General features: G+C 59.0%; 24 protein-coding genes and 2 pseudogenes. 15 read left to right on the top strand and 11 right to left on the bottom strand.

Annotated features, from left to right (window positions below):
* Window positions 1-54: 54 nt before the first annotated feature.
* Window positions 55-1,449: an argininosuccinate lyase gene (argH, locus tag D3879_RS06700; protein ID WP_119953282.1), complete on the top strand. Its 1,395-nt coding sequence runs from the start codon at window positions 55-57 to the stop codon at window positions 1,447-1,449.
* A gap of 90 nt (window positions 1,450-1,539) precedes the next feature.
* Here the strand turns inward: argH and D3879_RS06695 are convergent, their stop codons facing one another.
* A complete protein-coding gene (locus D3879_RS06695) occupies window positions 1,540-2,199 on the bottom strand; it encodes a glutathione S-transferase family protein (protein WP_119953281.1) in 660 nt (219 codons plus the stop codon).
* 150 nt (window positions 2,200-2,349) lie between these two features.
* On the opposite strand from D3879_RS06695, the gene D3879_RS06690 reads away from it, so the two are divergent.
* From D3879_RS06690 to D3879_RS06680, 3 genes are all read left to right on the top strand, one after another.
* A complete protein-coding gene (locus tag D3879_RS06690; RefSeq protein WP_119953280.1) occupies window positions 2,350-2,622 on the top strand; it encodes a hypothetical protein in 273 nt (90 codons plus the stop codon).
* A gap of 199 nt (window positions 2,623-2,821) precedes the next feature.
* Window positions 2,822-3,067 carry a TIGR02647 family protein gene (locus tag D3879_RS06685; protein WP_119953279.1) on the top strand — a complete coding sequence of 82 codons (246 nt, stop codon included), beginning with the start codon at window positions 2,822-2,824 and terminating at the stop codon, window positions 3,065-3,067.
* 283 nt (window positions 3,068-3,350) lie between these two features.
* The gene (locus tag D3879_RS06680; RefSeq protein WP_119953278.1) at window positions 3,351-6,200 is read left to right on the top strand and encodes a class I adenylate cyclase; all 2,850 of its coding nucleotides are present in this window, start codon (window positions 3,351-3,353) and stop codon (window positions 6,198-6,200) included.
* Between the two features lie 36 nt (window positions 6,201-6,236).
* Here the strand turns inward: D3879_RS06680 and rnk are convergent, their stop codons facing one another.
* From rnk to D3879_RS06660, 4 genes are all read right to left on the bottom strand, one after another.
* A complete protein-coding gene (rnk, locus tag D3879_RS06675; protein ID WP_238474214.1) occupies window positions 6,237-6,641 on the bottom strand; it encodes a nucleoside diphosphate kinase regulator in 405 nt (134 codons plus the stop codon).
* Window positions 6,642-6,776: 135 nt separating this feature from the next.
* Window positions 6,777-6,998 (bottom strand): DUF1289 domain-containing protein, encoded by a 222-nt coding sequence (locus D3879_RS06670; RefSeq protein ID WP_119953276.1) that lies wholly within the window; start codon window positions 6,996-6,998, stop codon window positions 6,777-6,779.
* 7 nt (window positions 6,999-7,005) lie between these two features.
* Window positions 7,006-7,338 carry an iron donor protein CyaY gene (gene cyaY / locus D3879_RS06665; RefSeq protein WP_119953275.1) on the bottom strand — a complete coding sequence of 111 codons (333 nt, stop codon included), beginning with the start codon at window positions 7,336-7,338 and terminating at the stop codon, window positions 7,006-7,008.
* A 74-nt stretch (window positions 7,339-7,412) separates the two neighbouring features.
* Window positions 7,413-8,444 (bottom strand): AraC family transcriptional regulator, encoded by a 1,032-nt coding sequence (locus tag D3879_RS06660; RefSeq protein WP_119953274.1) that lies wholly within the window; start codon window positions 8,442-8,444, stop codon window positions 7,413-7,415.
* A 125-nt stretch (window positions 8,445-8,569) separates the two neighbouring features.
* Between D3879_RS06660 and lptM the strand changes: the two genes are divergently transcribed.
* The 6 genes and pseudogenes from lptM (at window position 8,570) to D3879_RS06630 (ending at window position 13,308) form a co-directional block, all read left to right on the top strand.
* Window positions 8,570-8,695, top strand: a complete 126-nt coding sequence (gene lptM, locus D3879_RS06655; protein WP_119953273.1) for an LPS translocon maturation chaperone LptM — start codon at window positions 8,570-8,572, stop codon at window positions 8,693-8,695.
* Window positions 8,696-8,704: 9 nt separating this feature from the next.
* Window positions 8,705-9,952, top strand: coding sequence for a diaminopimelate decarboxylase (gene lysA, locus D3879_RS06650; RefSeq protein ID WP_119953272.1), 1,248 nt, complete (start codon window positions 8,705-8,707; stop codon window positions 9,950-9,952).
* 5 nt (window positions 9,953-9,957) lie between these two features.
* Entirely contained in the window at window positions 9,958-10,788 is an 831-nt protein-coding gene (gene dapF / locus D3879_RS06645) for a diaminopimelate epimerase (RefSeq protein WP_119953271.1), read from the top strand.
* Window positions 10,785-11,486 carry a DUF484 family protein gene (locus D3879_RS06640; protein WP_119953270.1) on the top strand — a complete coding sequence of 234 codons (702 nt, stop codon included), beginning with the start codon at window positions 10,785-10,787 and terminating at the stop codon, window positions 11,484-11,486. Before dapF ends, D3879_RS06640 begins: the two co-directional genes overlap by 4 nt.
* An 83-nt stretch (window positions 11,487-11,569) precedes the next feature.
* A pseudogene (xerC, locus tag D3879_RS06635) lies at window positions 11,570-12,448 on the top strand (tyrosine recombinase XerC); the annotation flags it as partial.
* Window positions 12,449-12,606: 158 nt separating this feature from the next.
* Window positions 12,607-13,308 carry an HAD family hydrolase gene (locus tag D3879_RS06630; RefSeq protein ID WP_119953268.1) on the top strand — a complete coding sequence of 234 codons (702 nt, stop codon included), beginning with the start codon at window positions 12,607-12,609 and terminating at the stop codon, window positions 13,306-13,308.
* A gap of 248 nt (window positions 13,309-13,556) precedes the next feature.
* On the opposite strand, the gene ltrA is transcribed toward D3879_RS06630, so the two are convergent.
* The 5 genes from ltrA to glnK all read right to left on the bottom strand — a co-directional run bounded on the left by ltrA (window position 13,557) and on the right by glnK (window position 18,167).
* A complete protein-coding gene (gene ltrA, locus D3879_RS06625) occupies window positions 13,557-14,978 on the bottom strand; it encodes a group II intron reverse transcriptase/maturase (protein WP_119953267.1) in 1,422 nt (473 codons plus the stop codon).
* Between the two features lie 476 nt (window positions 14,979-15,454).
* Window positions 15,455-15,778, bottom strand: coding sequence for a transcriptional regulator SutA (sutA, locus tag D3879_RS06620; RefSeq protein ID WP_119953266.1), 324 nt, complete (start codon window positions 15,776-15,778; stop codon window positions 15,455-15,457).
* 77 nt (window positions 15,779-15,855) lie between these two features.
* Window positions 15,856-16,281, bottom strand: coding sequence for a secondary thiamine-phosphate synthase enzyme YjbQ (locus D3879_RS06615; protein WP_119953265.1), 426 nt, complete (start codon window positions 16,279-16,281; stop codon window positions 15,856-15,858).
* A 194-nt stretch (window positions 16,282-16,475) separates the two neighbouring features.
* Window positions 16,476-17,795 carry an ammonium transporter gene (locus tag D3879_RS06610; RefSeq protein ID WP_119953264.1) on the bottom strand — a complete coding sequence of 440 codons (1,320 nt, stop codon included), beginning with the start codon at window positions 17,793-17,795 and terminating at the stop codon, window positions 16,476-16,478.
* 33 nt (window positions 17,796-17,828) lie between these two features.
* Window positions 17,829-18,167: a P-II family nitrogen regulator gene (gene glnK, locus D3879_RS06605; RefSeq protein ID WP_003457590.1), complete on the bottom strand. Its 339-nt coding sequence runs from the start codon at window positions 18,165-18,167 to the stop codon at window positions 17,829-17,831.
* A 405-nt stretch (window positions 18,168-18,572) separates the two neighbouring features.
* On the opposite strand from glnK, the gene D3879_RS06600 reads away from it, so the two are divergent.
* From D3879_RS06600 to D3879_RS06580, 4 genes and pseudogenes are all read left to right on the top strand, one after another.
* Window positions 18,573-18,833 (top strand): accessory factor UbiK family protein, encoded by a 261-nt coding sequence (locus D3879_RS06600; RefSeq protein ID WP_119953263.1) that lies wholly within the window; start codon window positions 18,573-18,575, stop codon window positions 18,831-18,833.
* 39 nt (window positions 18,834-18,872) lie between these two features.
* Window positions 18,873-19,109, top strand: a pseudogene (locus D3879_RS06595) (magnesium chelatase domain-containing protein); the annotation flags it as partial.
* A 147-nt stretch (window positions 19,110-19,256) separates the two neighbouring features.
* A complete protein-coding gene (locus tag D3879_RS06590) occupies window positions 19,257-20,537 on the top strand; it encodes a site-specific integrase (RefSeq protein WP_119953262.1) in 1,281 nt (426 codons plus the stop codon).
* A 586-nt stretch (window positions 20,538-21,123) separates the two neighbouring features.
* Window positions 21,124-21,960 carry a trypsin-like serine peptidase gene (locus D3879_RS06580; RefSeq protein ID WP_119953261.1) on the top strand — a complete coding sequence of 279 codons (837 nt, stop codon included), beginning with the start codon at window positions 21,124-21,126 and terminating at the stop codon, window positions 21,958-21,960.
* Window positions 21,961-22,525: 565 nt separating this feature from the next.
* On the opposite strand, the gene D3879_RS06570 is transcribed toward D3879_RS06580, so the two are convergent.
* Window positions 22,526-23,530: a DNA translocase FtsK gene (locus D3879_RS06570; protein WP_119953259.1), complete on the bottom strand. Its 1,005-nt coding sequence runs from the start codon at window positions 23,528-23,530 to the stop codon at window positions 22,526-22,528.
* A 949-nt stretch (window positions 23,531-24,479) separates the two neighbouring features.
* Between D3879_RS06570 and D3879_RS26260 the strand changes: the two genes are divergently transcribed.
* The gene (locus D3879_RS26260; protein WP_147411109.1) at window positions 24,480-24,806 is read left to right on the top strand and encodes a hypothetical protein; all 327 of its coding nucleotides are present in this window, start codon (window positions 24,480-24,482) and stop codon (window positions 24,804-24,806) included.
* The last annotated feature ends 55 nt before the right edge of the window (window positions 24,807-24,861 follow it).

Raw genomic sequence — 24,861 nt, 5'->3', positions numbered from 1 at the left:
AGCAGGCTGCCACTCGCGGCCCGCCCGTTTTTGCGCATCAGCCGAGCGAATCCCATGAGCATTGAGAAGACCAACCAATCCTGGGGCGGCCGCTTCAGCGAGCCCGTCGACGCCTTCGTCGCCCGCTTCACCGCTTCCGTCAACTTCGACCAGCGCCTCTACCGCCACGACATCATGGGTTCCATCGCCCATGCCACCATGCTGGCCAAGGTCGGCGTACTCAGCGATGCCGAGCGCGACAGCATCATCGCCGGCTTGCAAACCATCCAGAGCGAAATCGAGGCCGGCAACTTTGACTGGCGCGTCGATCTGGAAGACGTGCACATGAATATCGAAGCACGCCTGACCGACCGTATCGGCGTCACCGGCAAGAAACTGCACACCGGCCGTAGCCGCAATGACCAGGTCGCCACCGACATCCGCCTGTGGCTGCGTGACGAGATCGACCTGATCCTTGGCGAAATCACCCGCCTGCAACAGGGGCTGCTGGAGCAGGCCGAGCGCGAAGCGGCAACCATCATGCCCGGCTTCACCCACCTGCAAACTGCCCAGCCGGTCACCTTCGGCCATCACCTGCTGGCCTGGTTCGAAATGCTCTCGCGTGACTACGAGCGCCTGGTCGATTGCCGCAAACGCACCAACCGGATGCCACTCGGTTCCGCCGCCCTGGCCGGCACCACCTATCCGATCCAGCGCGAGATCACCGCTGAACTCCTCGGTTTCGATGCCGTTGGCGGCAATTCGCTGGATGGCGTCTCGGATCGCGACTTCGCCATCGAGTTCTGCGCCGCCGCGAGTCTGGCAATGATGCACCTGTCGCGCTTCTCCGAAGAACTGGTGCTCTGGACCAGCGCGCAGTTCCAGTTCATCGACCTGCCGGACCGCTTCTGCACCGGCAGCTCGATCATGCCGCAAAAGAAAAACCCCGACGTCCCGGAGCTGGTGCGCGGTAAATCCGGCCGCGTGTTCGGCGCGCTGATGGGCCTGCTAACCCTGATGAAAGGCCAGCCGCTGGCCTACAACAAGGACAATCAGGAAGACAAGGAGCCGCTGTTCGACGCCGCCGACACCTTGCGCGACAGCCTGCGTGCCTTCGCCGACATGATCCCGGCGATCAAACCCAAGCACGCCATCATGCGCGAAGCGGCCCTGCGCGGTTTCTCCACCGCCACCGACCTGGCCGACTACCTGGTACGCAAAGGCCTGCCGTTCCGCGACTGCCATGAAATCGTCGGCCATGCGGTGAAATACGGTGTGGAGTCCGGCAAAGACCTTGCCGAGATGAGCCTGGAAGAACTGCGCAAATTCAGCGACCAGATCGATCAGGACGTGTTTGCCGTGCTGACCCTGGAAGGCTCGGTGAATGCCCGCGACCATATCGGCGGGACCGCGCCGAATCAGGTAAGGGCGGCAGTGCTGCGCGGCAAGGCGTTACTAGCCGGACGCTAAGCCGCGACGCTGATTGCCCCCAGGGTATGGATCCGTGCTGATCCATACGGCGCAATGACCGATAGGCATTGCGCCGTATAACCACCCCCCTTACTTCCCGCCCCGTACCTTCGCCAAAAAACCCGCCATCTCGGCATCCTTGTCCGCCGCCACCTGCTGTACATGCGGGTTCTGGTTGAGCAGAGCAAACAGCGCTTTGGCTGCGGGGAAGTCGGCCAGCAGGTCGATTTCAAACAACTTCTTCGCCACCGTACAAGCCAGGTCGAAGCTGTAGAGAAAGTAGATATCCGCCAGGCTAAAACGCTCACCGGCCACATAGGGGCTGAACTTGCCGTGGCGTTTGAGGGTGGCGGCCCCCGCCAGCAGATCGCCTTTGGCCTTGGCCTTGATCGCCTCATCGACCCGCCCACCGAAGAACACTTCGAGGTAGCAGGCACGCGCCGGCAGTTCGATGTACAGCTCGATTTCGCGCATCAACGAACGGACATAGGCGCGCGCGTGAGGCTCGGCCGGGAGCAGGGCTTGGCCGCTCTGGCGGTCTTCCAGGTAATCGAGGATCACGCTGGTTTCGTTGATAAAGCCCTGCTCGGTCTGCAACACCGGCACCTTGCCGCGCGGGCTGATGGCGAGGAACTCGTCGCCCTGACCGCCATGCATGTCGACCACTTCGAAGGGCACGCCCTTCTCCAGCAGCGCCAGCTTGACCATGTTGAAGTAGTTGCTGACCGCAAAGCCGTAGAGCTTGAGCATGAAAATCTCCGATCCGTGTGGGGTGGGCGTCCGCTTTTATAAACTGACTGCGTGCTGGCGCCCAGTAGCATCAGAGCCATGAATGCTCGCGCCACAGCATCCGGCAGCCGCTCGTGGCACACTGCCGGTTCATTCCGCAGGAGTCCGCCCATGAGCGAGCACGATGAGAGCGAAGAAGCCTTCGCCGAAGCTACTCTGACCCAAGCCATCGAAAACCAGATCGAAACCGATAACCCGCCGGCAGCCAAAGCCACTTTCAATAAACTGACTCTGGTCGGCTACCCGCGCGAAGAGATCCTGCAGTTGATGGCGCTGGTGCTGGCCCACGAAATCGACGCCATGCTGGACGAGGATCGACCCTTCGACAGCGCCTGGTATGAACAAGCCTTGCGCGCGTTACCGGAACTGCCGGCAGAGTCCTGAGTGTCTGACCCAACACGGTACCCAGCCTACGGTCTCATTCACCATCGGCAAACTCTTGAAACTTGGCGACAGTCGTAAAACCCAACACAACGAGCGACTCCTCGCTACACTGGCAAAACCCCCTGCCCGTTGCTGCCGGGGCTACTCCAGCCGGACATCGCTGATGGCCGGCGTACTACTACAAGAGCCTGGAGCGAACATGTCCTTTACCCCCGAGCTGATTGCCGAACTGGAAATTCTTGCGCTGTTCAACCTGGCCAACACCCAGGAGGGTCTCAAGGTTCATCAGATTGCCTCACCCAAGGCCGTTGCCGCCGCGCAACGCTTGCACGATAAAGGTCTGATCACCCAAACGGATGGCGGTTACCTGACCAGCCTAGGCCTGGATGCCGCGGAGCATGCGCAAAGTCTGTTGACCATCCTGGCGGTCGAAGAGCCCGCCTAAACACCTCTCATCTCCCGTCGTCGCAGCCCTCAAGCTGCCGGCGACGCGGGCGATCCTGGGCGTCTGTCGGGCTTAGAACTACCCTACTGCGAAGGCCTGGAGATTGGCCCGTTTTTCCACTCAACCTCGTTAAAGAGAATGGCTATTCGCCTCGACTGAGTGAAAACCCGGTCTCAACCCCAGACTGTCTCGTTACGGACGTCTAAATCCGACCGACTCCTAGACTCTGCCACCTGTATTCGTGGGCTGATAACCTTAGGCCACCACCCGGCATGAGTTGGCTATGACGCGCACCCAGGAAATTCGCCCAGAAATCGACGAGGGTATCGACCGTAAGGTGCTGGCACAGCTACGCGCACGCTTTCTCAAGGTCAACAGCGGCCGCCTGGAGCGGGCCATGCAGGCGCTGTCGACGCGCCAGCAACTGGTGCTCAAGCTGTTGCCGCTGCTGTTTCATGTCAATCATCCGCTGCTGCCAGGCTATGTCTCCAGCACCACTCCGGCCGGCCTGTCCGGTTTCGAGCCGGACGACGAACTGCTTGCCGAAGCCCAGCGCCTGACCCGCTCCTTCCTCTACAAGGCGCGCCGAGGGAATCCACCGCTGCCAATCCACGGCCTGTTCCTGATGGGCAGCCTGGGCACCGTGGCACAGGCCGAGCAAAGCGACATGGACGTCTGGGTCTGCCACGCGCCAGGCTTTTCCACCCAGGAACTGCTGGAGCTGCGCAAGAAGTGCGACCTGCTCGGAGCCTGGGCCGCGAGCCAAGGTGCCGAGGCGCACTTTTTCCTGATCGACCCGGCACGCTTCACCGTTGGCGACCGCGAGGCGCAGCTGACCTCCGACGACTGCGGCACCACCCAGCACTACCTGCTGCTCGATGAGTTTTACCGCACCGCACTCTGGCTGGCCGGGCGCACGCCGCTCTGGTGGTTGGTGCCGGTGTATGAGGAGCAGCGTTACGCCGAGTACACCCACCTGCTGCTGTCCAAGCGTTTTATCCGCGCCGAGGAAGTGCTCGACCTCGGCCACCTGGCGCACATCCCGCCCGGCGAGTTTATCGGGGCCGGCATGTGGCAGCTGTTCAAGGGCATCGAGTCGCCGTACAAGTCCGTGCTCAAGCTGCTGCTCACCGAGGTCTACGCCAGCGAACACCCGCAGGTGGAATGCCTGAGCCTGCGCTTCAAGCAGGCGGTGTACCGCAATCAGCTCGATCTGGATGAGCTGGACCCGTACATCGTGGTCTATCGGCGCCTGGAGGAGTACCTGGGCGGGCGGGGCGAAAGCGAACGGCTGGAGCTGATCCGGCGCTGCCTGTACCTGAAGGTCAACAAGAAACTCAGCAACCCACCGCGCAACCGCCGCAAGAGCTGGCAACGGCTGCTGCTCGAACGCCTGACCGCCGACTGGCACTGGAACACCCGACAACTGGCGATGCTCGACAGCCGCAGCCAGTGGAAAGTCCGCCAGGTCAGCGCCGAGCGCCGATTGCTGGTCAACGAACTGACCTACAGTTACCGCTTTCTCTCGCAGTTCGCCCGCACTCAGCAGGCCGCCAGCTCGCTGAACAGTCGCGACCTCGGCATCCTCGGCCGCCGCCTGTACGCGGCCTTCGAACGCAAAGCCGGCAAGGTCGAATTCATCAATCCGGGGATCGCCCCGGATCTGGCCGAAGACAACCTGACCCTGGTGCACAGCCCGAGCCCAGAAGCGGCCGGCGAAAGCCAGTGGGCGCTGTTCAACGGCAACTTGAGCGGCCAGGAGTGGCGGGACTTCGCGCCACTCAAGCGCGCACGCGAGCTGATCGAACTGCTCGCCTGGTGTCAACGCAACGGCGTGATCGACAGCAGCACCCGCCTCTCGCTGCATCCAGGCAACAGCGATTTGACCGAATTCGAACTGGCTAACCTGCTCGCCAGCCTGCAACAAGTGGCGCCCCTGCCGCTGCCTGCGGTGACCGAGCGCGCCCTGCTGCACGCCAGCACGCCGAGCGAGGTGTTGCTGCTGATCAACGTCGGCCTCGACCCACTCAAGCAACACAGCCAGTTGAACGTGCACATGACCAGCGGGCGCACCGACTCGTTGGGGTATTCCGGGGTTCGCGAAAACTTGGTGCTGACCCTCGACCAGGTCAGCCTGAACAGTTGGAACGAGTTGCTGACCAGCCGCTATGAAGGCCCGCACGCGCTGCTCGATTGCTTGCGCGATTTCCTCAACAGTCTGCCGGCCAGCGGCGAGAAACCCACCTTGCGGGTGCGCTGTTTCTGCCGCAACCGTGCGCAAGCCATTGCCGAGCGGGTTGAAGAGCTGTTTCGCGACATCCTCATACACTTTGCCGGTGACCGTAGCCCGCGCTACCTGCTGCAGATCCAGCAGCAGTACCACATGCTGCAACTGAACCCCGGGCAAGTCAGCCATGTCGCCTTAGCTAGCCTCTCGGCGCTACTCGAACAGCTCGGCGCGGAGCTGGCGGATTACAGCCCGCTGCACCTCGACCGCCATGCCCTGGAAGGCGAAGACCTGGCGCTGATCCTGCCATTCGGCAGACCCGATTGCATTCAGGTGTTCTACCGCGTACAGGAAGGCCAAGCCGAACTGAGCGTACTCGACGAACACAACGCCCTGTGGCGCCAGCGTCTGCCGTTTCGCGACGAACAGAGCCTGCTGACTCCGCTGCAACGCTTCCTGCAGTCCGTGCTGTACCGGCGTGACGCCCAACTGCCGCTGGATGATTCCGCGCCGTCGACGGCGCTGGAAATCCTCTACTACGAGGTGCTGCCGCCGGCACCGCAACGCGCGCAGTGCCTGGAGCGCCGCCCCGCGCCGCAGTCGGCGGTCAGCCACCCGTTCTACGATGTGCAGGCGATAGTCGAGCCGGCGGACTCGCAGCGTATCCACGTCACCCTGTACTGCAATCATCGCGAATTTTCCGAGCTGGAATACGGCGCCGAGCTGTTCAGCGCCGTGGCCCGGCATATTCTCGCCCAGCGCAGCGAGCCCGAACGCTACCCCTGCTACATCAGCGACCTCGACCTCTCCCGCATCCTCGGCGATGGGCAGACACAGACCATTCATTACCTGCGCTACAAGGCCAAACTGGAAGCCGCGCTGAATAGCGCCTTACAGAGCGCTTGAGTTCTACCCCCAGGCGCCGGCCAGCGCAACGCCACTTCAGCGGCTGTAAGCGCCGGCGGCTTCCGGCTGATACTCGACCGCCAGCAGGGTCAGTTTGATCAGCTTGCCAGCGGGCGTCGGCCAATCGATATGCTGGCCAACCGTCAGGCCGAGCAGCGCGCTACCGACAGGCGCGAGGATCGACACCGTACCTTCGGCACCAGCGTCCTGCGGGTAGACCAGGGTCAGGTGATATTCCTTGCCATTGCCTTCGTCGCGGCAGCACACCCGCGAGTTCATCGTCACCACCCCCGCCGGCACTTCGTCGTGACCGACCACTTGGGCGCGCGCCAACTCATCTTCCAGGGCCTTAGCGCCGGGACCGAAATCTTCCAAGCTCTCGAGCAAACTCTCCAGGCGTTGCAAATCCAGACGGGTGATAGTGATCGACGGTGTGGTCATGATGAGTGCGACTCTCCTTACGACGGACGCAGAAAAAGCAAAACCCCGACCGAAGACGGGGTTTTGACGGACCTCAGGTGGGCGAGGTGTAGGTCGACCGTATCACAGCCGAACAAATAAACAAGGCTGTGTTGGTCAGCGCCCACTCAGCAATGACGAGCGCACTCGGGTCTGTGCGACCCGGCAGATTTCCCGCCTGCGGCTGCTGTCGGCCGCCTTCCATTCGCGGATTTCCGCGAGCAGACGCCCGCAACCGACGCAGATGTCCTGCTCATCCAGGCAGCACTCGCGGCGGCAGGGTGAGACAACAACCTCATCCGCCGCTGGCGCTGTAACGCTCACCGACTCCGATGCCATGGAGGAATCAGAGCTCTTCAAACTCAAGTGCCTCGCCCGCCTGTTCCTGGGCAATGCGCGCCAACATCTCACCTAGCAGCTCATCACTGGTATCGCAGATCCAGCGGTCGCTGTCCTGATCGTAATCGAAGTGGAAACCACCCGAACGCGCCGCTACCCATAGCTGCCGAATCGGTGCCTGACGGCTGAGGATCAGTTGGGTGCCGTTCGCAAAACGGACGGTGAGAATGCCCGCCGAGTTCTCCAGGTCGAGATCCAGGCCGCTGTCATCGAATATGTCTTCAACAGCCTGCTGGGTGGCATCCACCAGATCGTGGAAGCGGGCTTCGGTCAAACTCATTACGCGTTACCTCAGGGAAAGGGTTGGCAGCACCCGCAGCCTGCGGGCTTGCTGCATCGGCCACAGGATGTGGGTCACAGGTGACGACGGTATTCGGCGGGACTTTGTCCGGTCCAACGGCGGAACGCGCGGACCAGCGAGCCGAGCTCGCTGAAACCGACAAAAAAGGCGATATCCGCCAGCTCCAGCGTCGGATCACGCAGATAGTGCAACACTAACTGCTGGCGCGTTTCATCGACGAGTTGGCTGAATGATAACCCGGCCTCGCGCAGACGGCGCTGCAAGGTGCGCGGGCTCAGCGCTAAAACCTGCGCCAACTGCTCCAGGTCAGGCCCTTGCGCCGCTAACTGGCGGGCTAGCTCGAAGCGCGCGCGGTCGAGCAGACGCTGGCCTTGCTTGAGCTCGTTGAGCAGCCGGTCGGCATAACCGTCGAGCATCTGTCGTACTTGCGCATCGGCTTGCCCGAGCGGGGCCTGGAGCAGGCGCTTGGGGAAGACCAGCGCGTTGTCCGCCTGGGCGAAGAGCACCGGGCAACGGAAAATTCGCTGGTGTTCCGACGTATCAGGGGGCGCCGGGTGCTGAAAACGCACTTCGGTCGGCGGCATATCCAGGCCGGTAATCCAGTGGCCAAAGGTCGTCCAACCGGCCAGGGTTTCTTCGCTCAGTAGGCGTTGCTGCTGCGGCAACAACGGCTGCCAGCTGTGCGCCACCTGCGGTTCCAGACCAGGGCGCGGTGGCTCATCGGCCAGATCCACGCGGCCCAGGTTGCCAACCAACGCGGCATAGCGCGCCTGGCGGTGCAAGGCATCGGCCAGGGTCGCACAACTCATGAGCAGATAACCGAGCACACCGTAGTAACCCGGACGCACCGCCTCGCCCAGGTGCAGACCGAGGTGCTGATCGCCGGTCAGCGCCACGCCCCGGCTAAGGAGCTCAAGATAAGCCATCGCGGCGACGCGCTGGTCACGCTGGGCGAGGATCGCCGGGGTCAACTGCGCCTGGGCCAGCAACGCGCAGGGCTCGACACCCTGCCGGCCGAGGTAATCCAGCAAACCTTGCAAATAGGCGACCGAAACCGAGCTGGCGAGCGGCGCGGGATTCTCCATCGAAGCTCCTTTTTAGTCCTTAATCCTAGCCACAAGCCCCGTCGGACGGGAACCTTGGCGCATAGGCAAGGCGTCGGGGGGCCGGTATACTCCGGCGCAATCACTGCTTTTACAAGGAATCCGCCATGAAGCGGCTACTTACTGCCCTTATTGCGCTCGTCGCCGTCTCTTCGTTGCTCACCGGGTGTGGCCAGAAAGGCCCGCTGTACCTGCCAGACGAAGATAAACCCGCTGCTGAACACACCCAATAAGGAGGCGGTATGCACGCCTTCAATTACCGCGCAGGCCAGCTGTTCGCGGAGGGTGTGGCGCTGTCTGCCATCGCCGAGCGCTTTGGCACGCCGACCTATGTCTACTCACGGGCGCATATCGCCGCGCAATACCACGCCTATGCCGATGCCTTGGATGGCGTCGCGCATCTGGTCTGCTACGCGGTAAAAGCCAACTCCAACCTCGCGGTACTGAATGTTCTGGCGCGTCTCGGCGCAGGTTTTGACATCGTCTCCCGTGGTGAGCTGGAGCGCGTACTGGCCGCCGGTGGCGAGCCGAGCAAGATCGTCTTCTCCGGCGTCGGCAAGACCCGCGATGATATGCGGCGCGCCCTGCAAGTCGGCGTGCACTGTTTCAATGTCGAGTCCACCGACGAGCTGGAGCGCCTGCAACTGGTCGCCGCCGAGTTGGGCGTGCAAGCCCCGGTGTCGCTGCGGGTCAACCCGGACGTCGACGCCGGCACCCACCCGTACATTTCCACCGGACTGAAAGAAAACAAATTCGGCATCGCCATTGCCGATGCCGAGGCCGTGTACGCCCGCGCGAACGAACTGGCGAATCTGCAGGTGATCGGCGTCGACTGCCATATCGGCTCGCAGCTGACCAGCTTGCCACCGTTCATCGATGCGCTGGATCGCCTGCTGGCGCTGATCGACCGGCTGGCCGAGCGCGGCATCCGCATTCGCCATCTGGATCTCGGCGGCGGAGTCGGCGTGCGCTACAAGGATGAAACACCGCCACTGGTCAGCGACTACATCCAGGCCGTACGCGCACGTACCGCCGGACGCGATCTGGCCCTGGTGTTCGAACCGGGCCGTTACATCGTGGCCAACGCCGGGGTGCTGCTGACCCAGGTCGAATACCTCAAACACACCGAACACAAAGATTTCGCCATCGTCGATGCGGCGATGAACGACCTGATCCGCCCGGCGCTGTATCAGGCCTGGATGGACGTGGTCGCCGTGCAGCCGCGCGACGGCCAGCCCCGCCTTTACGACATCGTCGGGCCGATCTGCGAGACCGGCGACTTCCTCGCCAAGGGGCGCGAACTGGCGCTGGCCGAAGGCGATCTGCTGGCTGTGTGCTCGGCCGGTGCCTACGGCTTTGTCATGAGTTCCAACTACAACACCCGTGGCCGCTGCGCCGAGGTGCTGGTGGATGGTGAGCAGGCCTTCGAAGTGCGGCGCCGCGAGACCGTGCAAGAACTCTATGCCGGCGAAAGCCTGCTGCCGGAGTGACGGTCATGTTGCTGCGTTTCACCAAGATGCACGGCCTCGGCAACGACTTCATGGTCCTCGACCTGGTCAGCCAGCACGCGCACATCCTGCCCAAGCACGCCAAACAATGGGGCGACCGTCATACTGGGGTTGGCTTCGATCAGTTGCTGCTGGTCGAACCGCCGACTAACCCCGACGTGGATTTCCGCTACCGCATCTTCAACTCCGACGGCTCGGAAGTGGAGCAGTGCGGTAACGGCGCCCGCTGCTTCGCCCGTTTCGTGCTGGACAAGCGCCTGACCATGAAGCGGCAAATCCGCGTCGAAACCTCTGGCGGGATCATCGAACTGGATGTCCGCCCGGACGGGCAGATCAGCGTCAACATGGGCGCCCCGCGCCTGACTCCGGCGCAGATCCCATTCCAGGCCGACAGCGAAGCCTTGAGCTACCAGGTCGAAGTCGACGGTCAAAGCGTCGAGCTGGCCGCCGTATCCATGGGCAACCCGCATGCGGTGTTGCGTGTGGACGATGTCAACGGCGCGCCGGTTCATAGCCTGGGGCCGAAACTCGAACACCATCAGCGCTTTCCGCAGCGGGTCAATGTCGGCTTCCTCGAAGTCCTCGACCGCCAGCATGCCAAATTGCGTGTCTGGGAGCGTGGCGCCGGCGAGACGCAAGCCTGCGGTACTGGCGCCTGCGCCGCGGCGGTCGCGGCCATCAACCAGGGTTGGATGGACTCGCCGCTGCAGATCGAGCTACCCGGCGGTCGTCTCTCCCTCGAGTGGGCAGGGCCTGGGCAGCCGGTTATGATGACCGGACCCGCCGTCCGGGTTTACGAAGGACAGGTTCGTCTATGACCGACAAGCGCCAGGACCCGCCGCAGCCCCTCGATGCCGAGGCGGTCGCCGCTTATCTACGTGCCCATCCAGAGTTTTTCGTCGATCACGACGAGCTGCTTCCCGAGCTGCGCATCCCGCATCAACGCGGTGAAGCAGTGTCGCTGGTCGAGCGCCAGGTCAAACTGCTGCGTGAGCGCAACATCGAGATGCGCCATCGTCTGTCACAGCTGATGGACGTGGCGCGCGACAACGACCGCCTGTTCGACAAGACTCGCCGCCTGGTGCTCGATTTGCTCGACGCGGTGAGTTTGGAAGAAGTGGTCAGTGCGGTGGAAGACAGCCTGCGCCATGAGTTCCAGGTCCCTTTCGTCAGTCTGATTCTGTTCAATGAAACGCCGATGCCGGTCGGTCGCTGGGTCAGCAGTGCCGAGGCCCATCAAGCCATCGGCGGGCTGCTGGCTGGCGGCAAGACCATCTGTGGCGTGCTGCGTAGCCATGAACTGGCCTTCCTGTTCGGCGAAGAAGAACGCGAGAACGTCGGCTCCGTCGCCGTGGTCGCCCTGACTTATCAAGGCCTGCATGGCGTCCTGGCGATTGGCAGCCCCGATCCGCAGCACTACAAAAGCTCCCTAGGCACGCTGTTTCTCGGCTACATCGCCGAAGTCCTTGCCCGCGTCTTGCCGCGCTTCGCCACACCGCTACGCTCGGTACGCTGAAAGCAGCTTGAGGTTGTAGAGTGGGTTAGCCCGCAGGGCGTAACCCACCAACGGTGCACCGCACCGCCAGCGCCGGAGTCTTCATGCAAGCCTGTCTCGACGCCTACCTGGAACACCTGCGCAGTGAACGGCAAATGTCGCCGAATACCCTCGCAGCCTACCGGCGTGATTTGCTGAAGTTGCTCGAACTCTGCGACCAGCAGGCCATCGCCGAATGGGCCAAGCTCGATGTACGTAGCCTGCGTAGCTTCATCGCCCGCCTGCACCAGCAAGGCCTGTCGGGCCGCAGCCTGGCGCGGCTCCTCTCGGCAACCCGTGGTCTCTACCAGTTTCTGATCGGCCAAGGTATTTGCCTGCATGATCCCGCCAGCGGTGTGTCCCCACCTAAGCGCGAACGCCGTTTGCCGCGCACGCTGGATGCCGACCGCGCCCTGCAATTGCTCGACGGCGCGGTGGAGGACGACTTTATCGCCCGTCGCGACCAGGCCATCCTCGAACTGTTTTATTCCTCCGGATTGCGCCTGTCCGAACTGACCGGATTGAACCTGCAGCAACTCGATCTGGCCGATGGCCTGGTGCAGGTGCTCGGCAAAGGCGGCAAGCAGCGCGTGCTGCCAGTCGGTCGCATGGCTCGCCAGGCGCTGGAAAATTGGCTGCCGCTGCGCGCCCTGGCCAATCCCTCGGATGGTGCGGTCTTCATCAGCCAGCAGGGCCGCCGTTTGGGCCCGCGGGCGATTCAGCTACGGGTGCGCCAAGCCGGGGTCCGCGAACTGGGTCAGCATCTGCACCCACACATGCTGCGACACTCATTCGCCAGCCATATGCTTGAGTCCTCGCAAGATCTGCGCGCCGTGCAGGAGTTGCTCGGGCATGCCGATATCGCCACGACGCAGATTTACACCCATCTGGACTTCCAACATCTGGCCGCAGTCTATGACAGCGCCCACCCTCGGGCCAAACGAGCCAAAGCCGGGCAGCGCGAGAGCGTTCCGAGCGAAGATGGGACAAGGCAAAAACAGGTGAAGCCGCAGAGTCTACAAAGCGTAAATGAGCAGGCCGAGCCGGCTTTCAACGCCAGATCAACAAGCGCAGCAGCTCTCGCTCTGCCCGAGAAGACTAAATGAGTATTCAACTGGTCACCTTCGACCTCGACGACACCCTTTGGGACAACCGCCCGGTGATTGAAGGCGCGGAAGCCGCGATGCGCGACTGGCTGACAATCCATGCACCGCAGCTGGGCGCATTGCCAGTCGAGCATTTGTGGGCCATCCGCAGCAAGCTGCTGGAAAGCGAGCCGACGCTCAAGCACCGGCTCAGCGAATTGCGCCGACGCACGCTATTCCACGCCCTGGAAGGTGTCGGCTACCCTCATCAGGAAGCCATGGCCCTGGCCGAGGGCGCATTCCAGGCGATGCTCCATGCCCGCCATCGCATCACCTTGTTTGCCGAAACCGTGCCGACCCTGGAGCTCCTCGCCGGCCGCTTCATCCTCGGCGTAATCACTAACGGCAATGCCGACGTACGCCGCCTGGGCCTGGCCGATTACTTCCAGTTCGCGCTGTGCGCCGAAGAGCTGGGGGTCGGTAAACCCGATCCACGACCGTTTCGTGCCGCCCTGCAGCGTGCCGGCGTGGCTGCCAGCGCCGCCGTGCATATCGGCGACCATCCCAGTGACGACATTCAAGGCGCCCGTGAGGCCGGGATGCGCGCGATCTGGTTCAACCCCGAGCACAAGGACTGGAGCGCCACCGAGCGCCCCGACGCCGAGATTCATAGCCTGGCCGAGCTACCGGCCGTGCTGCGCGGATGGGCCAAGACGTAGGTTGGGTAAAGGTGCTTTGCGCCAAAACCCAGTTCTGCTCGCCGCTGGGTTTCATGAGGTGCATTCATGCACCTCGCCCTGCGGGCAGCTAAAGCTGTGCAAAACGGCTTCCCTGCCGTTTTGTCGTTTCGCTCTACCCAGCCTACAAGGCTTACAAGGCTAGAGCCGCCGCGCTAAATCGAGTAGGAGGCGGCTTCACAGCCGCCGTCCTCTCACACCACCGTACGTACGGTTCCGTATACGGCGGTTCAAGTTATGCGGCTAAGCCCGTTTATCGTATCCAGTATCGAGACCACTCCGAGTTGATCCCACAGCTTCTTCGGTAACGCCTGATTCATATGTGGCGCTCCCGAGTTCCACCATGGGCCTCGACCGTTGCCCGCTGATGTATAGGCCCGCGCTTCGCTGAGTCCTAGGTGCAACAGGTTGCGCGCCCTCGTAGAGGGCCGTTTCCATTGGCGCCAAATGACACAACGAAGTTTATGGCGAACCCAGCCATCAAGCTCCTCAAGTGGCCGCTTGCTCTGGCTCAGCTTGAAGTAGCCGGCCCAGCCGCGCAGCACTGGGTTTATCCGCTCGATGACAGTCGCCATCTTGCAGCCCCGCGCGCGGCGCAGCAGCCCCCTGAGTCGGTCGCGCAAGCGACGCAGGCTCAGGGGGGCCACTCTCAGTCTTGGTTGTTGATGCCAGCTCATCCCATAGCCCAGGTAGTCGCAAACCCACGAGCGTGCCACTCGGCTCTTATCCCGGTTCAGCACCAGTTTCAGTCGCTGACTCAGGAAGCGCTCAACGCTGGCCATCACTCGTTCGCCAGACCGCTGACTGCGCACGTAAATGTTCGCGTCATCGGCATAACGCACGAAGCGATGGCCCCGCCGCGTCAGCTCTTGGTCGAGCTCGTTGAGCAGAATGTTCGACAGCAACGGCGAGAGCGGGCCGCCTTGCGGCGTCCCTTCCTGCCGTCGACTGGCGATCCCGCCCGACATCACTCCGGCCTCGAGATAACGGCGAATAAGCCTGAGCACCCGTTTGTCTTCAACTTGACGCTGCACATGGGCCATCAACACATCGTGGCTGACCCGATCAAAGAACTTCTCCAGATCGAGTTCCACGCACCAGCGGTGACCCGCCGCCACATGGGCACGGGCTGTTTCGATAGCTTGGTGAGCGCTTCTGCCCGGACGGAAGCCGTAGCTGTAATCTGAGAACAGTGGGTCGAAGATCGGCGTGAGCTGTTGCAGCAGTGCCTGTTGGATCAAGCGGTCCACGACGCTGGGGATACCCAGCTGTCTTGTGCCGCCTTTGGGCTTGGGAATTTCGACGGCGCGTACACCTTGTGGGTGATACTCGCCGGCCAGCAGCCTTGCCTTGAGGGTTGGCCAATACTGTTTCACGTAGCCCGCTAATTCGTCGACCGTCATGCCATCGGCACCCGGCGCGCCCTTGTTGCTGACCACGCGGTGATACGCACGCTTGAGGTTGGCCGGTGCAAGTACCCGCGCCATCAGCGTGTCCGGCTCCGCTTTCGTCCACGCCACAGACGCCGTCGATACCTGCACGCTGTCAGTCGTTGCCCTCGGATTTTGTCCGGGACTCGGAGTAACAGTCTTCTCTGGGAGAAATTTCTGCATTTCGGTATTCAACGAGACTCTGACGCCTACTGGCGGCATAACCTGTTCGGCCCTTGGTGGCGCGGTTATTCGCCACTTACTATGGCCTCGGCTGACTTCTGCACGCTCATCCCGGCGCCTCGCGGCGCGAGGTAGCACAGTGGCAAACGTACAGATCTCCCAGGGTAATTCGCGCGACCTTCCTGCTTATGCCTGTCGGATCTACGTCGTAGCGTTCCGTGCAAGTATTGGGCTTTAGTGATCTTTGCCACCTCACCCCACCACGCCGCCTCTATCCGCTTCCTGTTCGTCAGGCCAGCATTTTGCCTAGGGCTTCCTTCAGATTCGCAGTCGCCCGCGACACCCTTGCCTTCGACTAACACTTCCCCTTGCCGGGTGTGCAGAGGACTTTCACCTCCAAGTCACCAGCGTGGCCACCACAGCCAAGCTGGCTGCGCTTACGCGCAACGCGCCATGCCTGGCGCACAAAGAAAAAACCCGCCAAACGGCGGGCTTTTTCGTCAGCATCCGGACACTTAAATAGGCCGGCTGCCGTACTTGCTGTCCGGCTTCTTCGGCGGGTCGGCCACCACGTTCGGCTCGACTTCCTGCACCTTGCCGCCACGCGAGAGAAACTCCTGCATGGCCCGCTCTAGAGCATCGCGTTCCTTCTGCTTAGCCTCGATACTCGGCAGCTCGTCGATGTCGACCGCCGCCTTGGCTTTCTTGCCAGACTTGACCAGCGGCTCACCATCGCTATCACCGTCATCATCGGCGCCGTCATCCGCGGCAGCCAGTTCCTCGCCTTCATCCTCGGCGCCACCTTCCAGCTCGTCTTGTTCCAGATCTTCGTCGCTCATGTTTAACCTCATGACTTGCGAAAAGCAGGTTAGTTATAGCCCAGCTGCGTCCGCTTTCGAACATTGCCGGAAAAAATTCAAAGAGTCTCGCCCTGCAAGGTGGCGAGCACTCGGCGCGAACCCGCGTGATCGCGATGCTCGCCGAGATAAATCCCTTGCCACCAGCCCAGCGCCAAGCACCCATCCGCCACCGGCAGACTCAACTGACAGCCGAGCAAACTGGCCTTGAAATGCGCCGGTAGATCATCCGGGCCTTCATCATCGTGCTCATAACCGCTCGTACCTTGCGGCACCAGACGGTTGAAGAAACGCTCAAAATCGCGGCGCACCGCCGGGTCGGCATTCTCGTTGATGGTCAACGAGGCCGAGGTGTGCTGCAACCAGAGGTGCAACAGACCTCTCCGACAAGCGCGCAGTTCCGGCAAAGCCGCCTGCACTTCGTCAGTCACCAGATGAAAGCCGCGCGGCCGTGCACGCAAGGTGATCACGCTTTGCTGCCACATACGGATCTCCGCAGTTTCGGCGCGCATTCTAGCGCGCTGCGAGAAAAAGCAAAGAGTGCTTGTTAGACGCTTTTGTCTTATTGCCGGAGTTCCGCCATGCGGCAGCCACGGCTCGACGCGAAAGCGATCCTCAAGCTTGCCGCAAAAAGCAAAATGCCCGGCAGTGCCGGGCATTTTTTTGCAGCGCCGAACGCTTACAGGTTATAGCCTCGCTCGTTGTGCTGAGCCAGGTCGAGACCGACGGTCTCTTCCTCTTCGCTGATGCGCAAGCCCATCACCAGGTCGATCACCTTGAGGATCACGAAGGTAACGATGGCGGTGTAGACCACGGTGAAGCCAACACCCTTGAACTGGATCCAGACTTGTGCGGCGATGTCTTCTACCGTGCCGAAGCCACCCAGCGCCGGCGCCGCGAACACGCCGGTCAGCAGAGCGCCGACGATGCCGCCGATACCGTGCACGCCGAAAGCGTCCAGGGAGTCGTCATAGCCGAGCTTGCGCTTCAGGCTGGTGGCGCAGAAGAAGCAGATCACGCCAGCCGCCAGACCGATCACCAGGGCGCCCATCGGCCCAACGGTGCCGGCCGCCGGAGTGATGGCCACCAGACCGGCCACCACACCCGAGGCGATGCCCAGAGCGCTCGGCTTATCGTGGGTCAGCCATTCGGCGAACATCCAAGCCAGGGCAGCGGCAGCGGTGGCGATCTGGGTCACCAGCATGGCCATGCCGGCGGTGCCGTTGGCCGCGACCGCGGAGCCGGCGTTGAAGCCGAACCAGCCGATCCACAGCATGGCGGCGCCGACCAGGGTGTAGCCGAGGTTGTGCGGCGCCATCGGGGTGGTCGGGTAGCCCTTACGCTTGCCCAACACCAGGCAGGCGACCAGACCGGCGACACCAGCGTTGATGTGCACCACGGTGCCGCCGGCGAAGTCCAGCACGCCCCAGTCCCACATCAAGCCGCCGTTGCCGCTCCACACCATATGGGCAATGGGTGCATACACCAGGGTGAACCACACGGCCATGAAGATCAGCATGGCGGAGAATTTCATGCGCTCTGCGAAGGCACCAACGATCAACGCTGGCGTGATGATCGCGAAGGTCATCTGGAAGACGATGAACACGCTTTCCGGGAAGGCTGCGGTCAGGCTGGCGGGCGTGACGCCGGCGAGGAAGGCCTTGGACAGGCCGCCAACGAAGGAGTTGAAGTTGATCACCCCTTGTTCCATGCCGGTGGTGTCGAACGCGATGCTGTAGCCGTAGATGACCCACAGAATGCTGATCAGACCGGTGATTGCGAAACACTGCATCATCACCGAGAGGACGTTCTTCGAACGAACCATGCCGCCGTAGAACAGCGCCAGGCCGGGGACGGTCATAAACAGTACAAGTGCGGTGGCGGTCAGCATCCACGCGGTATCACCGCTATTCAACACAACCTCGTCAGCGGCCATGGCCAGGGTGGGGGTAACGAGGGACAACAGGGCTCCTAGCCCTGCGAGCTTACGCAGAGTCATATTGTTTTCTCCTGGGGCGTTGGGTTCGGCGGCTTAGATTGCGTCGGTGCCGGTTTCGCCGGTACGGATGCGGATGGCCTGTTCCAGGTTGACCACGAAGATCTTGCCGTCACCGATCTTGCCGGTGTTGGCAGCCTTGGTGATGGCCTCGATCACGCGATCCAGTTGGTCGTCGGCGATGGCCACGTCGATCTTCACCTTGGGCAGGAAGTCGACCACGTATTCGGCGCCGCGATACAGCTCGGTATGGCCTTTCTGCCGCCCGAAACCTTTAACTTCAGTAACAGTGATGCCCTGCACGCCGATTTCCGACAGCGACTCGCGCACATCGTCCAGCTTGAACGGTTTGATGATGGCAGTGACTAACTTCATGAAACTCTCTCCCGTATTGGTGGACTTGCCCCAGGAAAAACGAACCCGACTCAAGTCTAAGCGCAGTGTCTGGCTTTGTAACGCGTCGGGCTCCCTCGCTGTGGCTACTCCGACAACAGCCAATCGCTCTTGGCGAAACAACTCCCCGCTTCGCCTTACGCACCGAACTGCATCGGTGCATGCGTCATAGGTCACTAAGCAGAAAGCTTGCCAGCTCAATGAAAAGCATAGTTTTCAGGCATTTACTGCCTGAAAACCGTGTCGTGACCGGATTGCGCAAGCGAGTCACGCACAACAACAGTGCACGGTGCGCCCCGCCAGCGCTCAAAATCGTGCAAAACGCCGCGCCCGTTTAGGCCGGGCGCTGCGTGTTACACTGCCGACCGTCTTGTCTGGAACCCCGCCATGCTGCCGCCAAAAGCCTTGCTCGATGCCCTCAGCGCTCACGCCTCCCGTCTGTTCAACGGCGATAGTCCGTTGCCGCGTAGCGAGTTTGAAACTCAGTTCAAAGCCCTGTTGCAGAGCGGTTTCAGCAAGCTGGACCTAGTCAGCCGGGAAGAGTTCGACAGCCAGATGGCCGTGCTGGCGCGCACTCGCGCGCGCTTGGAGGCCCTGGAAGCCAAAGTCACCGAGCTCGAAGCCAAACTTTCGCCGCCCACCGAGTAACGCACTCGGCGTGAGCGGCATGTGATCAAGGAATGATCCATGTCTCTGGCCATCGTCCATAGCCGCGCACAAGTCGGCGTCGAAGCCCCGGCGGTCACCGTCGAAGCCCATCTGGCCAACGGCCTGCCGTCGCTGGCACTGGTCGGCTTGCCGGAAACGGCGGTCAAGGAAAGTAAGGATCGGGTGCGCAGCGCCATCCTCAATTCCGGCTTCGACTTCCCCCCGCGCCGCATCACCTTGAACCTGGCGCCCGCCGACCTACCCAAGGATGGCGGGTACGGATTAGTTACCCACATCGCAGCGCACCGTTCATCGTACAACCATGGACAGGCCGTCGATATCGCCTAACGTAGAAAGACTCCTTAGAGGCTGGCCTACATCCGTCGTTTGATCAGGGCCGCGCCTGATCAGAGGCAGACAACTATGGCGACTATCGAAGCGATTAATTTCAAACAGCACAGAGCGGTAGTTCTGGACAAACAAGTAACTTGGTCAGCGGTTCAACACACAAATCCGATTAATTCATTACCGCAGTTATTTTGGGCTGACGGGAAGCCCTGGCGCGAAGTCAACTTATGGCTCATGGAGCAGGCTTTAGATCGAGACCTTACGCTCGCCACAGTCGATGCTAAAGCCGTATCGCTATTGTCCTACGCGAACTGGCTAGAGTTTTCATGCGTTGACTGGTGGCATTTTCCAGTTAGAAAAGCCGACAGATGTCTGAATAGATACCGCGGCTTTCTAATCAAACAGCGTGGTGACGGACACCTTGCCCCTGCAACCGTCACCCAAAGAATGAGAGTAGCCATACAGCTATACCGTTGGCTTCAAACAAATAAGATCATATCTTCCGACTGGCCGCTGTGGACCGAGCGCAACATCGGAATTCATGTTCACGACGTTTTCGGGTTCAAGCGTGCAATCGAATGCGTTTCAACTGATCTTATGATACCGAATCGGAGATCTACCTCAGATCGCCTCGAGGATGGCCTTCTTCCCATTTCCGCAAATGATCGGGATTCTCTTCTAGAGTTTTCTCGTACTCACGGGTCACAAGAATTATATCTTATGCTGCTGCTCGGATTCTTCAGCGGCCTGCGCATACAGACTATTTCCGACTTAAAAATTCAAACTATAAATAATGCATTGCCGGAGCCTGGTGTTAGCGGACTTTATAAAATACATGTTGGCCCAGACGCGACACCTAGAGTAGCAACCAAATATAACGTATCCGGCTTCGTTTGGATTACTAAATCACTATTGGAGCGTCTAAAGCAATATGCATATGACACCCGACGGTTGAAACGTGAAGCTCTTGCAGACACCAATAACAAGGACCTTCTGTTTCTGACTCGCTTTGGAAATCCATATGCGCGGCGCGCAAGCGACAAAAGCCCTGCAATAAATGTGGAGCTTTTTCATCTCAGAGAAAAGGCAAGGAACCGTCAGTTAAGCGTTTTGCAGAATTTCCATTTTCACCAGTCACGCTGCACATTTGCAACCGAGCTTGCAAGACTCGCCATTAGGGTTGGCGGTGCGATTCATGCCATAGCCATCGTCAAGGAAGCGCTCCTGCACCGCAGCGAATCCTCCTCGCTTAAATACATAAAGTTCCTTGAGAAAAGCCCAATAAAAGAAGAGGCCGCAAATGAGTTCACCACGGAGTTCCTTGGGCTAGTCTCAAAGCAAGATGAAAATCTTTAGCATCAGCCTCATTTGGTCACGGCCATGCGAACCAAAATCCCAGACCTTACATTCCCCGGCGTTCACTATGGTCTCCGAGAAGTTCCCTGGACGTTAGAGCCCCTATTGTATTATGGCGGCGCAGCTATTGATAAAAGAGCTTTACATAAATCTGATCTGCTCAAATCAACGAAGATCATTCCCCATAGACTTCCGCTTGTAAACGGGCTGGGGGCCAAGCGCTCATAGACGAAGGCAGGTAACTTTCGAATTGAACGACCGCAGTGGGTCGATTGCAGTCCATCGTGACAGGCAGCTACCGGCCAGGAGCGGACGGTGGACACAGAGAAGGCAAATGGGTAGCGTCACCGACGCTGCTTTCGAATCTAGAAGGCCGCAGGGCTTGCCGTCACCATTGTCGTGTTTCTCTCTGGGCGATGTCGCGTTTGCCGCGACCACCTCTAAGCTAGACGAGGACTTACAGGACGACAAGAAACGTTATACGACGCGCCATCACGACAAGAAACGCGACATGGCATGTCCTCTAATAGTAGTTATACGCTTCCCCATACGACACATCAAAATCAAGCGATCATCAGAGCGCAATATGGAAATCGAAATCCCCACCGCGAAATCCCTGTATATAGAAATGTATTTTGGAGAGACACTACTTAGCTCTGGAACTGCATTTTTAGCAGCCAACGACAGGGAGTCACATTGCGCACTAATTACCAATAGACACAATGTTACCGGGCGAAACCAAGAAACAGGAAAATGCATATCTCCACATGCAGCAGTGCCCGACAATATAGTCATCCACTTTCACAAAAATATTGAAAATTTTGAAGATATTGGAAAAGAGTGGGTAAAAATAAAGCTTCCACTGTATCGGAATGACGGAACGCCATATTGGATTGAGCACCCAAGATTAGGCGAAAGCGCAGATGTTGTGGCGCTCAATCTAACCTGGGCCAGTGATGTAGCCAAGTACCCATACTATTTTGACACTAATCTTGATAATTTTAATTTGGTCATAAGTCCAGCCGAAAACATTAGTGTCATTGGGTTTCCATTTGGATTGTCATCCTATGGAAAATTACCTATTTGGGCTACTGGTTATTTGGCTCAGGAGCTAAGCCTAATAAACCATGATAAGCCTGTATTTTTAATTGATTGTAGAACACGCCAGGGACAATCAGGCTCACCAGTTATTGCCTTTCGCCCGTCAGGTTATAGGTCTACAAAAGACGGTAAAACTTCCAGCACGCTATCGGGAAATAAGGTGTGGGAGTTTCTTGGGGTCTACTCAGGCCGAGTAAACTCCGAATCTGACCTTGGGATAGTTTGGCATGTAAGTGCTATACGGGAGCTACTTAACGAAGCTGCTGCCGACAACGATAGAAGAATTGCAGCCTCTAAAAAAGGCGTTACCGATACTGTTTAGCTAAAGCGTATAACAATTGGTTCAAATCGTTCGTTGCGCTCACTGGGACGGGCTAAAGCCCGCCCCTTAACCTGATCGTTAGGCGCCTCGTAACAGATGCCGCAAGGAGGCTCACTGTGAACAGATGGAACATCCCGGACTGGCTCGAACAAGAGGTGTTGGCGCGAGATACAGCCTGTGTTTACTGCGGCGTAGATTTTTTGCTTCCAGCACAAACTCGTGGCAACAAGCCCTCTTGGGAACACATCATCAACGACGCTAGAATCGTTACCCGCGGAAACATCGCCAGGTGCTGCATGTCCTGCAATGCGAGCAAAGGAGCCAAGGAGCTAAAGTTGTGGCTTCAGTCAAAGTACTGCTGGCGTAAGGGCATACACGAAGAATCTGTTTCTCAGCTTGTGCGAAATGCACTATCAAGTCCCAAAACCGATGCGGGCACCTAACCCTTCAATCGAGAGGACGTTATGAATGTCTGCAAAGGGTGGACTTCTGCCGGTGGCATTAAACGACAGTCGACCCAAAACAGCCGGGAGCGAGGTCTAGCAAACGAGTGGCGATTCATTATTTACAAGGCACACGTGCATACATCGTGTTCCGCTGGCGGATCAAAAGCAATCCCGGCCTTGTGGAGACGCTCGTATATACAGTCAACACCTATGCGCCAACCCTCTGGCATCAGCTCTTTGAGCCCCAAGCCGCCGTTTATCCTGCTGGCATCCAGAAATTTACTTTCATCCAATGTGATATGTACGATAGCCAGGCTGTGCCTCAGCACGCGTGCCACGCCCTCAATCGGCCAACCTGCTTTGAACAACCCAACACCCGCGTGTAATAAAAACTTTCGTGGCACCACATGCTCCCCCCTACCCGGACCGTTCTTTCCGTGCCCTTTAGGAATGAAGCCATCCCAAATGAAATATATAAATATATTTGTGTTCGGCGGAGCCTCTTCAGTTAATACCCGTCGAATGTATCTAGCGAGGCGAAGATAAGACCGTTCCAATTTTTCTTCGGTATCCGTGACCTTTTGGTATCTCCATTCTTGGGCAGCACACAACGTCGCAAGCTCAGCCTTGATATCCCCGTACTCCACAGCTGGGAGAAAATTTTCTAGCAGCCACCCAGCAAGCGCGCCAGCGGCACTAAACAGCGACGCATTGGGTGCGCCATCAAGCACCTTAAATACAGCGTTGCGCTGTTTTACTGCCTCTCTTCCGGCGGGCGAGAGAAAATTAATGGCTCGTGTATCGCCATATCCGTCTTCCTCGTGAGTCTCCCAGAGAAAAAGTGCCGTCTCAAAAACCTTGCGAGTATATTTCTCACGCCTTGACATCTGCGGTGCAGACTCTGTTTTCCTCATATACGTCGGGGTAAGGGTGCGAAAACCATGGACATGCAGGGTACTGACCACTCCGTTTCTCTCGAGTGCGTCCATCAATGAACGGGCAACACTGTAGCCTAGCTTGAGTCTGCGCTGTAACAACGAGATGGAAGCCCATTGCTCGGCGACGAGGACGTCCTCCGCCGCAGCCATGAGGTCAGGTGTGTGATCAGTTGGGGACGCATTCATGTGTGACGCTCCTGGCGTACAATTTCATTTTGGAGACAAACCTACCGTTTCTGCATGAGCAGCAGTAACAGCCTCCACGCCCTCCTAACATTTCGTTTTTTGAAAATAAATTTGTCCGGTCGTCTGCATTGATTTGAGCGAATGGCTTCTGGCCCAAAACAAAGAAATTGCCTGGCATGCCTCGACAGGCGAGGTAACGGTCAGCCGCATTGACCCGCTGGCCAGTTGAGTGAGGCGATTTACTCTCTTCCATACCAAGCCTATGAGTGGCTCGAAAACAACTGATGACTGGCTGAATTGGATTGCTGCCCGTCAAGACAGGCAGAAATCGGCCAGAATCGGACATACAAATGCGCGCTACTACTGCGAAAATTCACAGCAGGCCACCCGCACCAGATGGTCCTCGGGAACCAGCTCGTCCAACAACGGCGGAAACAGGCTGCTCTGCTGGCGCCCCTCTCCGTGGATGTAGCGCATAAACGACAATGCCCGTATCGGTCGATACGGGCATTGTCTTCAGGCCGTCCTTAGACTGCTAGGTTTTCACTCAGTCTGATATGCGGAGCTTTTATGCTGACGCTTAAAAATTCCATCCGTTGTCTCGCGCCTACCTAAACAGCTATTTGCTTTATATATAATCGCGAAACAATCTCTGGCCATATTTTCTATGTACTAACCTTTTTGATTGAGTCATGAGTGTACATGCGGAGGTGATTGTATGATTCACTACGTTGATATCGATCTGATTGTCGACGTAGATACGAAAACTACAATCGAACCACAGGAATTTCTGCACTTGGGCTATGGTTATTTCTCGCTGAATGGGAATGGAAGCTTTTAGCTCTCCTATAGCAATGTCTGATATTGAGGATTACAACTGGCTCTTGCTGAAGTGTTTTTAATTCAGCTGTGAGTAATAATGAAAAATTTAGAAATCAGGTGAATCGAAATGATACTAACATACAGTGGTCGCCAACTTTTTGAGGTGAAGCTAACACATTGCTCGGCGATAGGCACTAATGACCCGCCACGATATTTTTCGTCATCTGAGCAATTGCTGTCTTACTTAAAAAGGCGCCCTAATAAAAAATTTGCGCTTTCCGCCGTTATTCAAGACTCGTTTTTCCTTGGCTACAACCAACCAGGAGCTGAAGACGAAATTGACAAAGCATATGGCCCACATGAAGAAGATATCTTCTGTGGCGACGAGGTTTATTACGATTCGCAACTTGGCAGGGTCAGGACATTTACCAGCGAGCGCATATGGGGCGGTTGAGGTAGCAGTGAATCACCCCTGATTTCGTAGGCAGATTCGACCGTCTGCAAAGGGT

This window comes from Pseudomonas cavernicola (assembly GCF_003596405.1).
GTDB classification, from domain to species: Bacteria; Pseudomonadota; Gammaproteobacteria; order Pseudomonadales; family Pseudomonadaceae; genus Aquipseudomonas; species Aquipseudomonas cavernicola.
This window is presented reverse-complemented; position numbering and strand designations above follow the sequence as displayed.

Coding starts and splice junctions, on each gene's coding strand:
- D3879_RS26260 (WP_147411109.1), top strand. CDS start 24,480: ATGATACTAACATACAGTGGTCGCCAACTTTTTGAGGTGAAGCTAACA.
- D3879_RS06670 (WP_119953276.1), bottom strand. CDS start 6,998: ATGGCATCGGAGTCGGTGAGCGTTACAGCGCCAGCGGCGGATGAGGTT.
- rnk (WP_238474214.1), bottom strand. CDS start 6,641: ATGACCACACCGTCGATCACTATCACCCGTCTGGATTTGCAACGCCTG.
- argH (WP_119953282.1), top strand. CDS start 55: ATGAGCATTGAGAAGACCAACCAATCCTGGGGCGGCCGCTTCAGCGAG.
- D3879_RS06695 (WP_119953281.1), bottom strand. CDS start 2,199: ATGCTCAAGCTCTACGGCTTTGCGGTCAGCAACTACTTCAACATGGTC.
- D3879_RS06600 (WP_119953263.1), top strand. CDS start 18,573: ATGCTGCCGCCAAAAGCCTTGCTCGATGCCCTCAGCGCTCACGCCTCC.
- D3879_RS06580 (WP_119953261.1), top strand. CDS start 21,124: ATGGAAATCGAAATCCCCACCGCGAAATCCCTGTATATAGAAATGTAT.
- lptM (WP_119953273.1), top strand. CDS start 8,570: ATGAAGCGGCTACTTACTGCCCTTATTGCGCTCGTCGCCGTCTCTTCG.
- D3879_RS06570 (WP_119953259.1), bottom strand. CDS start 23,530: ATGAATGCGTCCCCAACTGATCACACACCTGACCTCATGGCTGCGGCG.
- D3879_RS06615 (WP_119953265.1), bottom strand. CDS start 16,281: ATGTGGCAGCAAAGCGTGATCACCTTGCGTGCACGGCCGCGCGGCTTT.
- lysA (WP_119953272.1), top strand. CDS start 8,705: ATGCACGCCTTCAATTACCGCGCAGGCCAGCTGTTCGCGGAGGGTGTG.
- D3879_RS06640 (WP_119953270.1), top strand. CDS start 10,785: ATGACCGACAAGCGCCAGGACCCGCCGCAGCCCCTCGATGCCGAGGCG.
- ltrA (WP_119953267.1), bottom strand. CDS start 14,978: ATGCCGCCAGTAGGCGTCAGAGTCTCGTTGAATACCGAAATGCAGAAA.
- D3879_RS06690 (WP_119953280.1), top strand. CDS start 2,350: ATGAGCGAGCACGATGAGAGCGAAGAAGCCTTCGCCGAAGCTACTCTG.
- D3879_RS06610 (WP_119953264.1), bottom strand. CDS start 17,795: ATGACTCTGCGTAAGCTCGCAGGGCTAGGAGCCCTGTTGTCCCTCGTT.
- D3879_RS06590 (WP_119953262.1), top strand. CDS start 19,257: ATGGCGACTATCGAAGCGATTAATTTCAAACAGCACAGAGCGGTAGTT.
- glnK (WP_003457590.1), bottom strand. CDS start 18,167: ATGAAGTTAGTCACTGCCATCATCAAACCGTTCAAGCTGGACGATGTG.
- D3879_RS06630 (WP_119953268.1), top strand. CDS start 12,607: ATGAGTATTCAACTGGTCACCTTCGACCTCGACGACACCCTTTGGGAC.
- D3879_RS06680 (WP_119953278.1), top strand. CDS start 3,351: ATGACGCGCACCCAGGAAATTCGCCCAGAAATCGACGAGGGTATCGAC.
- cyaY (WP_119953275.1), bottom strand. CDS start 7,338: ATGAGTTTGACCGAAGCCCGCTTCCACGATCTGGTGGATGCCACCCAG.
- dapF (WP_119953271.1), top strand. CDS start 9,958: ATGTTGCTGCGTTTCACCAAGATGCACGGCCTCGGCAACGACTTCATG.
- D3879_RS06685 (WP_119953279.1), top strand. CDS start 2,822: ATGTCCTTTACCCCCGAGCTGATTGCCGAACTGGAAATTCTTGCGCTG.
- sutA (WP_119953266.1), bottom strand. CDS start 15,778: ATGAGCGACGAAGATCTGGAACAAGACGAGCTGGAAGGTGGCGCCGAG.
- D3879_RS06660 (WP_119953274.1), bottom strand. CDS start 8,444: ATGGAGAATCCCGCGCCGCTCGCCAGCTCGGTTTCGGTCGCCTATTTG.